Annotated in this window: 16 protein-coding genes; 9 read left to right on the forward strand and 7 right to left on the reverse strand. The window is 72.7% G+C overall.

All coding sequences use genetic code 11. The annotated features are described in order from the left end of the window. Positions 1–102 precede the first annotated feature (102 nt). The gene (locus ACZ516_RS24555) at positions 103–399 is read right to left on the reverse strand and encodes a hypothetical protein (RefSeq protein ID WP_469011677.1); all 297 of its coding nucleotides are present in this window, start codon (positions 397–399) and stop codon (positions 103–105) included. A gap of 159 nt (positions 400–558) precedes the next feature. Between ACZ516_RS24555 and ACZ516_RS24560 the strand changes: the two genes are divergently transcribed. Continuing rightward, positions 559–1,494, forward strand: coding sequence for an NADP-dependent oxidoreductase (locus tag ACZ516_RS24560; RefSeq protein ID WP_469011678.1), 936 nt, complete (start codon positions 559–561; stop codon positions 1,492–1,494). A gap of 77 nt (positions 1,495–1,571) precedes the next feature. Here the strand turns inward: ACZ516_RS24560 and ACZ516_RS24565 are convergent, their stop codons facing one another. The 3 genes from ACZ516_RS24565 to ACZ516_RS24575 are packed head-to-tail and all read right to left on the reverse strand — an operon-like array spanning position 1,572 to position 2,873. Then, positions 1,572–1,871: a DUF202 domain-containing protein gene (locus ACZ516_RS24565; protein WP_361079020.1), complete on the reverse strand. Its 300-nt coding sequence runs from the start codon at positions 1,869–1,871 to the stop codon at positions 1,572–1,574. Positions 1,872–1,920: 49 nt separating this feature from the next. Further along, positions 1,921–2,313, reverse strand: a complete 393-nt coding sequence (locus tag ACZ516_RS24570) for a YidH family protein (protein ID WP_469011679.1) — start codon at positions 2,311–2,313, stop codon at positions 1,921–1,923. 23 nt (positions 2,314–2,336) lie between these two features. Continuing rightward, positions 2,337–2,873 carry an NUDIX hydrolase gene (locus ACZ516_RS24575; RefSeq protein ID WP_358697068.1) on the reverse strand — a complete coding sequence of 179 codons (537 nt, stop codon included), beginning with the start codon at positions 2,871–2,873 and terminating at the stop codon, positions 2,337–2,339. Between the two features lie 133 nt (positions 2,874–3,006). Here ACZ516_RS24575 and ACZ516_RS24580 point away from each other — a divergent pair, with 133 nt between their 5' ends. The 3 genes from ACZ516_RS24580 (at position 3,007) to ACZ516_RS24590 (ending at position 7,439) form a co-directional block, all read left to right on the forward strand. Next, positions 3,007–4,662 (forward strand): FAD-binding dehydrogenase, encoded by a 1,656-nt coding sequence (locus tag ACZ516_RS24580; protein ID WP_361079011.1) that lies wholly within the window; start codon positions 3,007–3,009, stop codon positions 4,660–4,662. A gap of 219 nt (positions 4,663–4,881) precedes the next feature. Continuing rightward, entirely contained in the window at positions 4,882–5,844 is a 963-nt protein-coding gene (locus ACZ516_RS24585) for a hypothetical protein (protein ID WP_361079008.1), read from the forward strand. A gap of 32 nt (positions 5,845–5,876) precedes the next feature. Continuing rightward, a complete protein-coding gene (locus ACZ516_RS24590; RefSeq protein WP_469011680.1) occupies positions 5,877–7,439 on the forward strand; it encodes an APC family permease in 1,563 nt (520 codons plus the stop codon). Positions 7,440–7,508: 69 nt separating this feature from the next. Here the strand turns inward: ACZ516_RS24590 and ACZ516_RS24595 are convergent, their stop codons facing one another. Both ACZ516_RS24595 and ACZ516_RS24600 read right to left on the reverse strand, forming a co-directional pair. Then, positions 7,509–8,906 (reverse strand): GntT/GntP/DsdX family permease, encoded by a 1,398-nt coding sequence (locus ACZ516_RS24595; protein ID WP_469011681.1) that lies wholly within the window; start codon positions 8,904–8,906, stop codon positions 7,509–7,511. Positions 8,907–8,950: 44 nt separating this feature from the next. Continuing rightward, complete coding sequence (locus ACZ516_RS24600; RefSeq protein ID WP_361079000.1) at positions 8,951–9,457, reverse strand: gluconokinase; 507 nt, start codon at positions 9,455–9,457, stop codon at positions 8,951–8,953. A 140-nt stretch (positions 9,458–9,597) separates the two neighbouring features. Between ACZ516_RS24600 and ACZ516_RS24605 the strand changes: the two genes are divergently transcribed. Together ACZ516_RS24605 and ACZ516_RS24610 are read left to right on the forward strand one after the other, a co-directional pair. Then, positions 9,598–10,299 (forward strand): FadR/GntR family transcriptional regulator, encoded by a 702-nt coding sequence (locus ACZ516_RS24605; RefSeq protein WP_358581199.1) that lies wholly within the window; start codon positions 9,598–9,600, stop codon positions 10,297–10,299. A gap of 38 nt (positions 10,300–10,337) precedes the next feature. After that, positions 10,338–10,742: a YchJ family protein gene (locus ACZ516_RS24610; RefSeq protein WP_467465400.1), complete on the forward strand. Its 405-nt coding sequence runs from the start codon at positions 10,338–10,340 to the stop codon at positions 10,740–10,742. Here the strand turns inward: ACZ516_RS24610 and ACZ516_RS24615 are convergent. After that, positions 10,732–11,805 (reverse strand): helix-turn-helix domain-containing protein, encoded by a 1,074-nt coding sequence (locus ACZ516_RS24615; protein WP_469011682.1) that lies wholly within the window; start codon positions 11,803–11,805, stop codon positions 10,732–10,734. The genes ACZ516_RS24610 and ACZ516_RS24615 overlap by 11 nt on opposite strands. 178 nt (positions 11,806–11,983) lie before the next feature. On the opposite strand from ACZ516_RS24615, the gene ACZ516_RS24620 reads away from it, so the two are divergent. From ACZ516_RS24620 to kdpF, 3 genes are read left to right on the forward strand one after another with little or no spacing between them, the layout of a single operon-like run. Next, positions 11,984–12,364, forward strand: coding sequence for a cupin domain-containing protein (locus tag ACZ516_RS24620; protein ID WP_361079232.1), 381 nt, complete (start codon positions 11,984–11,986; stop codon positions 12,362–12,364). Between the two features lie 50 nt (positions 12,365–12,414). Continuing rightward, positions 12,415–12,588: a hypothetical protein gene (locus tag ACZ516_RS24625; RefSeq protein ID WP_358581207.1), complete on the forward strand. Its 174-nt coding sequence runs from the start codon at positions 12,415–12,417 to the stop codon at positions 12,586–12,588. Then, complete coding sequence (gene kdpF, locus ACZ516_RS24630; RefSeq protein ID WP_358581209.1) at positions 12,585–12,674, forward strand: K(+)-transporting ATPase subunit F; 90 nt, start codon at positions 12,585–12,587, stop codon at positions 12,672–12,674. Before ACZ516_RS24625 ends, kdpF begins: the two co-directional genes overlap by 4 nt. The last annotated feature ends 4 nt before the right edge of the window (positions 12,675–12,678 follow it).

Consider the following 12,678-nt stretch of genomic DNA (forward strand, 5'->3'; position numbering starts at 1 on the left):
CCCATGATGCCGACCAGTCGGTATGCCGTCCAGAGCGTCAGGCGCCCCGGCGCCCGGCGCCGGCCCGTGGCGGGGCGCCGGACGCCGGGCGTCGGCGGTGGTTCAGTGGTCGTCCCAGTGGCCCTCGTGGGCCGCGTGCCGGTGCCCGTCGTGCAGGTAGTCGACGTGATCGCCGTGCGGCACGGAGGCGTGGCCGCAGCCGTCGCCGTGCCGGTGCTCGTGGTCCCGGTGGGCGACGTGGCCGGCCGGCTCGCACTCGTCGTAGTGGTCGGTGTGGCGCCGGTGCAGGTGTCCGTCGTGCGCGTAGTCGACGTGGTCGCCGTGCGGCACCTCGGGGTGGCCGCAGGCCGGGCCGTGGATGTGGTCGTGCACCGGGTGTTCGTGGTGGAGCGTGGTCATGACGCGCACCTTCTGTGACTCACGGGAGGGCTGACCCTCTCAGGCTAGCTGCCTATGCCCCTTTTATTGCGGTATGTCAGTCTGGTCGATGTTTCCCCGACCTCCGCGCTGGTGACCCGTGCGGGTGTCCCTTGAAAGCGACCCCACGAAGGCGAACCCATGAAGGCGATCAGCTACCGCGGCTACGGCGGGCCCGAAGTCCTGGAGTACACCGAGGTGCCCGACCCCAAGCTGGGCCCCGACTCCGTCCTGGTGAAGGTGCGGGCAGCGGCCGTGAACCCCGTCGACTGGAAGTGCCGCCAGGGCCACCTCGACGGCGCGCTGGACGCCGTCTTCCCCGTGATTCCCGGCTGGGACGTGTCCGGGGTGGTGGTGCGGCCGGGCGCCGCCGTCCCGGAGTTCGCCGTCGGCGACGAGGTGATCGGCTACGTGCGCGAGGACTTCCTCTCCCGCGGCACCTTCGCCGAGTACGTCGCCGCCCCCGTGCGCACCCTCGCCCCCAAGCCGCGCAATCTCACCTTCGAGGAGGCGGCGGGCCTGCCGCTCGCCGGGCTCACCGCCTACCAGGTGCTCACCGACGCGCTGGACGTCAAGGACGGCGACACCGTCCTGGTGCACGCGGCGGCCGGCGGCGTCGGCTCCCTCGCCGTGCAGCTCGCCTCGCACGCGGGCGCCCGGGTCATCGGCACGGCCAGCGAACGCAACCACGACTACCTGCGCGAGCTGGGCGCGGAGCCGGTGACCTACGGCGACGGACTCGCGGACCGGGTCCGCGGCCTCGCCCCGAAGGGCGTCGACGCGGTCTTCGACACCATCGGCGGCGACACGCTCAAGGCGTCCGCCGAACTCCTCGCCCCCGGCGGGCGGCTGGCGTCCATCGCGGACGGCGCCGTCATCGGCCTCGGCGGCCGCTACTGCTTCGTGCGCCCCGACGCGGCCGATCTGCGCCGCCTGACGGAGCTTGCGGAGCAGGGCGTGGTGACGGTCCACGTCGACAAGGCGTTCCCCCTGGAAGAGGCGGCCGACGCCCACCGCCTGAGCGAACAGGGCCGCACCCGCGGCAAGATCGTCGTACGGGTGGCCCCGGGCGACTGAGGCTCCCCCGGACGGGCCCCGGGCTACCGGGGCCCAGGGCTACCGGGGCCCAGGGCGGCCGGGCCGGTGGACGCCGGTCAGAGCACCAGGGCCGCCGCGCACACGGCGAGCGCGAGCGTGCACAGGGCCGCCGCCCCGGCCCCGCGTACGCCGAGCGGTCGGGGCCGGTGGGCGGCCAGCGCCAGCATCCTGTGGTGCGCGACCGCCAGGAAGCCGAGCCAGAGCAGCAGACACAGGACGCCGGCCAGGACGCCGGTCGGCGTGCGGCCCTGCTGGAGGACCGCGCGGGCGGCCAGGACCGCCGCGACCGTGCAGGACAACGTCGTACGCCGCCACGCCAGCCGGGTGCGCTCCGGCTGGAGCCCGGGATCACGCACCGGCGCGTGGGCCGGCCCAGGCGCCCGGCCGCTCACCCCTCCCACCGAGTCACCCCTCCAGCCCGAAGAGCACGACCACCACCATCGCCAGGGCGACCAGCGCCACCGCGAGACTCAGTACCGTCGGAAACCGCCCGGCTGGCAGGTCCTCGCCGCGCCGCATGGCCCGCTCGCACCGCACCCAGTGGTCGACGGCCCGCAGCGAGCACAGCACGCCCGCGGCGAGCAGCGCGAGCGCGAGGCCGATCCGCCAGCCCCGGCGCAGGTCCGGCAGGAACTGGTCCACCGCGAAACCGCCGCCGATCAGCGCGAGCGCGGTGCGCAGCCAGGCCAGGAAGGTGCGTTCGTTGGCGAGCGAGAAGCGGTAGTCGGGGGTGTCGCCCTCCTCGCGGACACGCTCGGGCGCGAACCACAGCCGCAGACTCCACAGGAAATTGCTCACGGCCGCACCATAAGCGCTGGCGATCAGCTCGCGAGGAAGGCCCTCAGCCGGTGATGGGCGGCGAGCCCGTCCGGCACCCACTCCCACTCCGCCAGCCGCCGCTCCAGCTCCTCCTCGGTGAGGAAGGCGTGCCAGGCCACCTCTTCGACCTGCGGATTCACCGGCAGGTCGCAGCGCACGTCGTAGAGGTACGCCCACCACGACCTGCCCGCGCCGTCGTCGAAGAGGAACGTGAACAGCGGCGTCGGCCGCGGCAGCTCCCGGACCCCCAGCTCCTCCCGCGCCTCGCGCAGCGCGGCGTCGTCGCAGGACTCGCCGGCACCGACCACCCCGCCCACGAACATGTCGTACAGGGAGGGGTAGACCAGCTTCGTCGCGGTGCGGCGGTGCACGAAGACCCGGCCCTCGGCGTCGCGCGCCCTGATGAACACGCAGCGGTGGCGCAGCCCACGCGCGTACACCTCGCCGCGCGGGGCCGCACCGATCACCTGGTCATCGGCGTCGACGACGGTCAGGATCTCGTCGCGGGGGTCGGGCGGGGAGTCGCTGGATGCCGTCATACGGGCCATCCAACCCCACCGGCTCCCGCCGTCCGCAACTTCCCCCGCTCAGCCGGTTGACGTGCGGCCCCGCCGCTGCCCAGGATCTGACCCACCGGTAACTTCGCGGGCCCTGTCGAGGAGGACGACCCCTATGGCGTACGACGCAGACGTGATCGTGATCGGGGCGGGACTCGCGGGTCTCGCGGCGACCGCGGAACTGGTCGACGCGGGCCGCCGGGTCATCCTCGTGGACCAGGAGCCCGAGCAGTCCATCGGCGGCCAGGCGCACTGGTCCTTCGGCGGCCTCTTCTTCGTCGACTCGCCCGAACAGCGGCGGCTGCGGATCAAGGACTCCCACGCGCTGGCCCTCCAGGACTGGCTGGGCACCGCCGCCTTCGACCGCCCGGAGGACCACTGGCCGCGCAAGTGGGCCGAGGCGTACGTCGACTTCGCGGCCGGCGAGAAGCGGTCCTGGCTGCACGGGCAGGGCGTGCGCTTCTTCCCGGTCGTCGGCTGGGCCGAGCGCGGCGGCTACGACGCGCAGGGTCACGGCAACTCCGTGCCCCGCTTCCACATCACTTGGGGAACGGGTCCCGGGCTGCTCGCGCCCTTCGTACGGCGGGTGCGCGCCGGGGTCGCGCGCGGTCTGGTCGAGCTGCGGTTCCGCCACCGCGTCACCGGGCTCACGCGCAGCGCGGGCGCCGTCGACACCGTCACCGGCGAGGTCCTCGAACCCTCCGGCGTCGAGCGCGGCAGGGCCAGCAGCCGCGAGGTGTCGGGGACCTTCGAGCTGCGGGCCCAGGCGGTCGTGGTCACCTCGGGCGGCATCGGCGGCAACCACGACCTCGTCCGCGCCAACTGGCCCGAACGGCTCGGCACCCCGCCCGAGAAGATGATCTCCGGGGTGCCCGCGCACGTGGACGGCAAGATGCTCGGCATCGCCGAGGACGCCGGGGCGCGCCTCATCAACCGCGACCGCATGTGGCACTACACCGAGGGCATCGAGAACTGGAACCCCATCTGGGAGCGCCACGGCATCCGCATCCTGCCCGGCCCCTCGTCCCTGTGGCTGGACGCGCGCGGCGAGCGCCTGCCCGTCCCGCTCTTCCCCGGCTTCGACACCCTCGGCACGCTGCACCACATCATGAGCACCGGGTACGACTACACGTGGTTCGTGCTCAACCAGCGGATCATCGGCAAGGAGTTCACGCTCAGCGGCTCCGAGCAGAACCCCGACCTGACCGGCAAGTCGGTGCGCGGCGTCCTCGACCGGGCGCGCTCCGAAGTGCCGGGCCCCGTCAAGGCGTTCATGGACCACGGCGTCGACTTCGTGGTGGAGAGGGACCTCGGCGCGCTGGTGCGCGGCATGAACGCGCTCACCAAGGAGCCGCTCATCGACGAGGCCGTGCTGCGCCGCACCCTCACCGCGCGCGACCGCGAGATCGCCAACCCCTTCACCAAGGACCTCCAGGTCACGGCCATCAGGGGCGCCCGCAAGTTCCTCGGCGACCGCCTCATCCGGGCCGCCGCCCCGCACCGCGTCCTCGATCCGAAGGCCGGCCCGCTGATCGCCGTACGCCTCAACATCCTCACCCGCAAGACCCTCGGCGGTCTGGAGACCGACCTGTCCTCCCGCGTCCTGACCGAGGGCGGCGAACCGCTGCCCGGCGTGTACGCGGCCGGGGAGGCCGCCGGTTTCGGCGGCGGGGGAGTGCACGGCTACCGCTCGCTCGAAGGCACCTTCCTCGGCGGCTGCCTCTTCTCCGGCCGCACGGCGGGCCGCGCGGCGGCGCGCGCGGTGAGTTGAGAAGCCCGGCGGGTTGAGAGGCCCGGTGAGTTGAGAAGCCCGGTGAGTTGAGAAGCTCTTTGCCAAGGGCTGTTGCCGCAGGTGAGGGGCGAAGTCGACGGAAGGTGAGCGGAGTTGGCCGGGAACGAAGGTTAGGCTGCCCTTGACGCGGACTGGTGCCTACCGGTTTGCTGTGCGTGATCATCCGTAAGCGAACCGCGCCGGGGAGGAAGTCCCGCGGTGTCACCACCCCCACCCCCACTGGGCCGTTCCCGCAAGAGGGCCGCGACGCACGCCTTCGACGCCGCACTCGACGACGCCGAACTGACCGCCGCCCGCGCGGCGTTGGCCCAGGGACGCTGGATCGAGGTCCGCGCGCTGCTCGCCGCGACCGGCGACGACTGGGACCGCAGGGGGCACCGCTTCGACGTCCTCGGGCAGGAACCCACCACGGCCGCCTGGGCCCGCGACTGGCGGCTCGTGGAGCCCGAGAGCTGTGACGCGCGGCTGCTGCACGCCTTCGCCGCCGTCCACAAGGCGCTGCGCGGCAAGGAGCGCTCGGACAAGGTCCGCGAACTGTGCCGCGAGGCGGCCGCCGAGGCCCCCGCCGACCCGACGCCCTGGCTCGCGCTGCTCCTGCTCGAACGCTCGCTGGGCCGCGAGGAGGACGTCGTACGCCTCTTCGACGAGGTCCGCCTCCGCCACCCCGAGCACCACCACGCCCACCACCTGATGGTCGCCCGGCTCGCCGAGCGGCGGCCCGGCGCGGGCCAGGACCCGCTGCACGAGGTCTACGACTTCGCCTCCTGGGCGGCCGAACAGGCCCCCGCCGACTCGCCGCTGGCCGTCCTGCCCGTCGTCGCGCACGCCGAGCGCTACCGCGTCCTCGCCACCGCCGGCATGGAGCCCGCCGACCCCGTGGCGAGCGGGCACTGGACCGGGCGCCGCGCCCGGGGCGTCATGAAGGCCGCCTTCGACTGGTGGCTGGAGTGGGAGACCCCCGACGGGCTCACCCATCCGCGCTGCCACATCGACCTCAACTTCCTCGCCCACGCGAAGTCCTGCGAGGGCAGGGCGGCCGAGGCCGCGGTGCTCTTCCACCGCATCGGACGGCACGCCACCCCGGCCCCCTGGGCCTACCCGGACCGGGACCCGTACCAAGCGTTCACCGCCGCGCGCGCCACCGCGCTCGGATCGGCCTGAGAACCCACACCTCCGGAAAGGACGACCGCGCCATGGCGACGGGCAGTTCGAGCACGAGCGGCATCAGATCCGTCGAGGAACCGACGGGCGGCGTCATCAGCACGTACAAGGGGCAGGAACGCGCGCTGCGCGCGGGCCGGCTCGGCACGGCGGGCCTGCTGCTGTCCGTGCTCGCCGCGACCGGCCCGCTGATGGTCGTCGCCGGCGTCATGCCCACCACGTACGGCGTGATGGGTGTCGTCGGGCAGCCACTGCTCTTCCTCGTCCTCGGCGTCGTCCTCGCCCTCTTCAGCCTCGGGTACGCCGAGATGAGCCGGCACGTCCACAACGCCGGCGCCTTCTACGCGTACATATCCCGCGGCCTCGGCGGCACCGCGGGGGCGGGCGCGGCGATGGTCGCGCTCGTCGCCTACAGCGCCCTCCAGGCGGGCCTGTACGGCCTGCTCGGCTTCGAGGTCTCCGGGCTGCTCCGGACGTACTTCGAGGTCGAGGTCGCCTGGTGGATCCCGGCCCTGCTCACCGTCGCCCTCGTCGCCGTCCTCGCCTGGCTGAAGATCGACCTCAACGCGCGCGTGCTCGGCGTGCTGCTCATCGTCGAGGTGGCGCTCGTCGTCATCTTCGACGTCGCGGCCATCGCGGACCCGGGCAAGGAGGGCCTGTCGCTGCACGCCTTCGATCCGCAGACGCTCACCGGCGCGGGCGTCGCCACGTCCCTGTGCTTTTGCATCGCGGCCTTCACCGGCTTCGAGCAGGCCCCCGTGTACGCCGAGGAGACCAGCCGCCCCCAGGTCGTCGTCGCCCGCGTGATGTTCTTCGCCGTCGGCTTCGTCGCCGTCTTCTTCGCGCTCAGCTCCTGGGCGCTAACCGTCGCGGCGGGGCCCTCCGGGATCGTCCCCGCGGCCCAGGAGCAGAGCGCGGGCCTGCTCTTCGGCCTCACCGAGGCCCGGCTCGGCGGCACCTTCACCGACGTCCTGCACGTGCTGTTCGTGACCGGCATGTTCGCGGCCGTCCTCAGCTTCCACAACGTGGTCGCCCGCTACGCCTTCGCGATGGGCCGCGAGAGGCTGCTGCCCGCCGCGTTCGGCCGCACCAACACCTCGACCGGTGCGCCCGGCACCGGCTCACTGCTCCAGACCGTCGTGTCGGTCGTGGTCGTCGCGGGCTTCGCCGCCGCGGACGACGGCGCGGCGGGCGACCCGACCGCGCCCGTCCTGCACCTGTTCACCTGGGGCGGCAACATCGGCGCCCTCGGCGTGATCCTCCTGATGGCCACCGCGTCCGTCGCCGTCATCGTCTTCTTCGCCCGCCGCGGCGCCGCGCGCGCCCAGGCCTGGCGGATCGCCGCCTCCGCGCTCGCCGCGGTGGGCCTGCTCGTCATCGCGGGCTACACCGTCAAGGACTTCGACGTCCTCGTCGGCGCGGGCCCGGACTCGGCGCTGAGCCGGGTGCTGCCCGGCATCGTCTTCCTGGCGGCGGCCATCGGTGTGGCGTACGGCGCGGTCCTGCGCGCCACGAATCCCGCGGCGCACGCCCGGATCGGCCTCGGCAACGAGGCGTTCCAGCTGGAGAAGGCGTCCTCGTCACCGGGGGCGTAAAGACGCCGGAGGGGCTGCGGGACACAGCCCCTCCGGCGGGTGCGGGGCAAAGCCCCGGGAGACGGCGCGCTAGAGGACCAGGGACAGCAGGAGGACCAGCGCCCCCGCCACCACGGAGATGATCGTCTCCATCACGGACCACGTCTTGACCGTCTGCCCGACGTCCAGTCCGAAGTACTCCTTGACCAGCCAGAACCCCGCGTCGTTGACGTGCGAGAAGAACAGCGAGCCCGCTCCGATGGCCAGCACCAGGAGCGCCGTGTGCGCGGTCGACATGTCCGCCGCCAGCGGCGCCGCCAGGCCCGCCGCCGAGATCGTGGCGACCGTCGCCGAACCCGTCGCGAGCCGGATGGCCACCGCGATCAGCCAGGCGAGCAGCAGCGCGGGGATCGACCAGTCCTTGGAGAAGTCCAGGATCATCTGGCCCACGCCGATGTCGATGAGCGTCTGCTTGAAACCACCGCCCGCTCCCACGATCATCAGCACGCCCGCGATCGGGGCGAGCGACTTCTCGACGGTGCTCGACAGCCGGTCCTTGCCGAACCCGGCCGCACGGCCCAGCGTGAACATCCCGACGATCACCGCCGAGAGCAGCGCCACCAGCGGGGAGCCGATGACGTCGAAGACCCGCTGCACGGTCGCCCCGGGGTCGTCGACGACGATGTCCACCAGCGCCTTGGCCAGCATCAGCACGACCGGCAGCAGCACGGTGGCGACCGTGACGCCGAAGCCCGGACGCTTCGCCAGGTCCTCCGAGGGGCGCTGCGGGATCATCTTCTCGGGCGCGGGCACGTCCACCCAGCGCGCCGCCACCTTGGAGAACAGCGGGCCCGCGACGATCACCGTGGGGATCGCGACGAGCACACCGAGGGCCAGCGTGACACCGAGGTTGGCCTTGACCGCGTCGATGGCGACGAGCGGGCCCGGGTGCGGCGGGATGAGCCCGTGCATCACGGACAGGCCGGCCAGCGCCGGGATGCCGATCCGCATCAGCGAGTAGTTGCCGCGCCTGGCGACCATCAGGACGACCGGGATCAGCAGCACGATGCCGACCTCGAAGAAGAGCGGCAGACCGATCACCGAGGCGATCAGGACCATCGCCCAGGGCATCGCGCGCCCGCCCGCCTTGGCGAGGATCGTGTCGACGATCTGGTCCGCGCCCCCGGAGTCGGCGAGCAGCTTGCCGAGGATCGCGCCGAGCGCGATGAGCACCCCCACGCCCGCCACGGTCGAGCCGAGGCCGGCGGTGAAACTGGCGATGGCCTTGTCGAGCGGGGCGCGCGCGAACGCCCCGAGCGCGAGTGACCCGATGGTCAGCGCGAGGAACGCGTGCAGCTTGAACTTGGTGATGAGCAGGACGATGACGGCGATGCCCGCGAGGACGGCGATCCCCAGCTGGGCATGGCCCGCTGAGGTGATCGGCTCGACGGGGTCCGCTGCCAACATCTCGACGCTGAGACGGGTCACGGTGCTTTCCTTGTACGAGGGTGCGGGAACTGGTGGCCGACCGCTCAGCCGAGCCGGCCCAGGGCGTCGACGGCCCTGTCGGCGATCTCCTGCGGGGACCCGGCGACATCGACGGCGACGCCCGCCTCGTCCGCCCCGAGGGGTTGCAAGGTGGCGAACTGCGAATCCAGCAGCGCCGTGGGCATGAAGTGCCCCTTGCGCTGCCTCATCCGCTCCTCGATGAGCTCGCGGTCACCGGTGAGGTGGACGAAGACGACCCCGGGGGCCACCGAGCGCAGCCGGTCGCGGTAACTCCGCTTGAGCGCCGAGCTGCTGACCACCCCGCCGCGCCCCGCCCGCCCGTGCGCCCAGGCCCCGATGGCGTCCAGCCAGGGCCAACGGTCGTCATCGGTGAGGGGGGTGCCGGACGACATCTTCCGCACGTTCTGCGGCGGGTGGAAGTCGTCGCCCTCGGCGTACGGGACGCCGAGCCGGTCCGCGAGCAGGGGGCCGATCGTGGTCTTGCCGGTCCCTGCCACACCCATGATCACGACGACGTGGGGGGTGCTCATCGCTGCCTGCCTTCGCTGTCTTCATCGACATCGGTCGGTTCGTTCACGTCACTGAAACCCATTAGGTATGACGAATTCAAGAGCCTGTGACGTAAAAGTCTGACTTATTGTTCACGTCGGTTCCCTCGTAGGCTTCCGTCATGACCGCACAGACCCGAGGGCTGCACTCCCGCGTACTGGAAAGCCTCGGGCCCGCCATCACAGCGGGCGAGTACCCCCCCGGCAGCGTCCTGCGCACGGATGAGCTGGCCCAGCGCTTCGAGGTGTCCCGCTCCGTGATGCGCGAAGCGGTCCGGGTCCTGGAGTCCATGCACCTCGTCGCCTCCCGGCGCCGCGTGGGCGTGACCGTCCTGCCCGCCCGGGAGTGGAACGTCTACGACCCGCAGGTCATCCGGTGGCGTCTGGCCGGCGCCGACCGGCCCCGGCAGCTGCGCTCCCTGACCGTGCTGCGCTCCGCGATCGAGCCGGTCGCGGCGGGGCTCGCCGCCCGGCACGCCACGGCCGCCCAGTGCGCGGAGCTGACCGAGTGCGCCCTCGGCATGGTCGCCCACTCGCGCGGCCACCAGCTGGAGGGCTACCTCAAGTACGACGTCGCCTTCCACCGGGTCATCCTCGACTCCTGCGGCAACGAGATGTTCGCCCGCCTCGGTGACGTCGTCGCCGAGGTCCTCACCGGGCGCACCGCCCACCAGGTGATGTTCGAGGACCCCGACCCGCCCGCCGTGTCCCTGCACGTCCAGGTCGCGGAGGCCGTCAGGGAGGGCGACGCGGCCCGCGCGGAGGCCCTGACGCGGCAGATCGCCCTCGGCGCGCTGGAGGAGCTGGACATCCTGGCGCCCTGACGCCGCGGGGCGCCGCCGGGTCGGCGACAATGGACGCCATGTCCCGACGCGCCACGTCCCGCCCCACGCCCTGCCCCTGCGGGCGCCCCGAGCCGTACGAGGAGTGCTGCGGCCGGCTGCACCGGGGCGAGGCCGCGGCCCGTACGCCCGAGGAGCTGATGCGCTCCCGGTACTGCGCCTTCGCGGTGCGCGACGAGCCCTACCTGCTGCGCACCTGGCACCCGGCGACGCGCCCGCCCCTGGTGGAGTTCGACCCGGCGCTGCGCTGGGTCGGCCTGGAGATCGAGGACACCACCGAGGGCACCGCGTTCCACACCACGGGCACCGTGACCTTCCGGGCCCGCTACACCGACGGGGGCCGCCCGGACGCCCTGCACGAGCGGAGCCGCTTCGAGCGGCTGGACGGGGCGTGGGTGTACGTCGACGGCACGTTCATCGACTGACGGCGCGAGACCTCGGTGCGGCGGCCGGCACCCGGTCGGCCGCCGAGGGGCCGACGGGGCCGAACCTGCGCCGGTAGTCGGAGGGGCTGAGCCCCGTCTCACGGCGCAGTCTCGCCCGTAGATTCGCGGCGGTGCCAAGGCCGCTGCGCCGCGCGACGACGTCCAGGCGCTCCTCGCCCCGCTCGATGATCCGGCAGGCCAGCGCGACGCGTTCCGTGATGAGCCAGGCCAGTGGGGTGGTGCCGAGCTGGGCCCGGAAGCGGCGGTGCAAGGTCGCGGGGCTCAGTCCGGCGCGGGCCGCGAGACCGGCCACGGTCAGCGGCTCGTCCAGACGCTCCTGCGCCCAGCTCAGCACCGGCGCCAGGGACTCGTCCCGCACCTTCGGGACGGGCCGCTCCACGAACTGCCGCTGGCCTCCGTCCCGGTGCGCCGCGAAGACGAGACGCCTGCTCACCGCGTTGGCGATCTCGGCGCCGAAGTCCTTGCGCACGATGTGCAGGGAGAGGTCGAGGGCGGCCGCGCTGCCCGCCGCGGTCAGGATGTCGCCCTCGTCCACGAAGAGGACGTCCGGTTCGAGCCGCACGGCCGGAAACCGCTCCCTGAAGGAGTCGGCCCACTGCCAGTGCGCGGTGGCCCCGCGTCCGTCGAGCACCCCGGCCTCGGCGAGCGTGAAGGCCCCGCTGCAGAACCCCACCAGCCGGGCGCCCCGCGCGTGCGCGCGCCGGACGGCGTCCAGGACGGCGGGCCGCCGGGGCACGTCGGTGTCCGGCCGGTTCGGCACGATCACGGTGTCCGCCCTCTCGGTCGCGTCGAGCCCGGCGACCCCGGTGAGCGTGAAGAACCCGTCCCGCATCAGGGTGCCGGGCTCGGGGGAGCAGAGCGCGAAGTCGTACAGCTCCCTGCCGAGCTCGGGCCGGCGCAGGCCGAACACCTCCGTGGCGCAGCCGAGTTCGAAGGGGTTGGAGTTCTCGTCGACGATGACGACGACCCGGTGGAGCCGGTCCGGGACCGGCCCCGACGACCCCGGCCGGGGGTCCGCCGCTTGCGAGGATTCTTGCGCCATGTGCGATTTCTAGCACTCGTGGGCGCGGCACGTCACGCCGGAAGATCACCTCATGACCAACGAACCCGACGCGACCGCCGCGTTCACCGAAGCCACCGTCGCGACCACCGAAGCCACCGCCGCGGCCACCGAAGCCACCGTCGCGGCCACCGAAGCCCCCACCGCGACCAGCGGGGCCATCTCCCTCGACCAGGCCTTCGCCTCCTTCGACGCCCTGTGGAGCCCCCGCATCGCCACCACCGTCAACGACTACGACGTCCGTCTGACGAAGGTCCAGGGCGAACACCTGTGGCACGTCCACGACGACACCGACGAGTTCTTCCTCGTGCTCGGCGGCGAACTGCACATCGACCTGCGCGAGCCGGCGGGGGAGCGCCGGGTCACCCTCCCGCAGGGCTCGCTCTTCACCGTCCCGCGCGGCACCGAGCACAAGCCGTCCGCGCCCGACGGGGCGAGGCTGCTGCTCTTCGAGCCCAGCGGCACCTCGACCGTCGGGGACCGCCACGACGAGGTGCCCGACCACGTGGACGCCACGACGGGCCACCGGCTGGCCGGGTGACCGGCCTGACCTGCTCGTAAGAGACCCGTCAAGACGTCGGCGGACGCCGTATGGAGGGCGTCAACGGTGGCCGGAAACGGCCGGAAGGGAGCTTTTCTCGACACCAGCAACTCATCCGTCCACTTCCTCAGGAGCTCACGATGGCCGATCTGGCCTTCGTCGCCACCACGATCGCGGTCTTCGCGCTGGTGGCCCTCGTCGCCAAGGGGGTGACGAAGCTGTGACCGCCGAGAACGTCGTCGGCCTGGTCGTGGCCGTCACCCTCCTGGGCTATCTCGTCCTCGCCCTCGCCTTCCCGGAGAGGTTCTGAGTAC

This window comes from Streptomyces sp. NPDC034037, assembly GCF_055575715.1.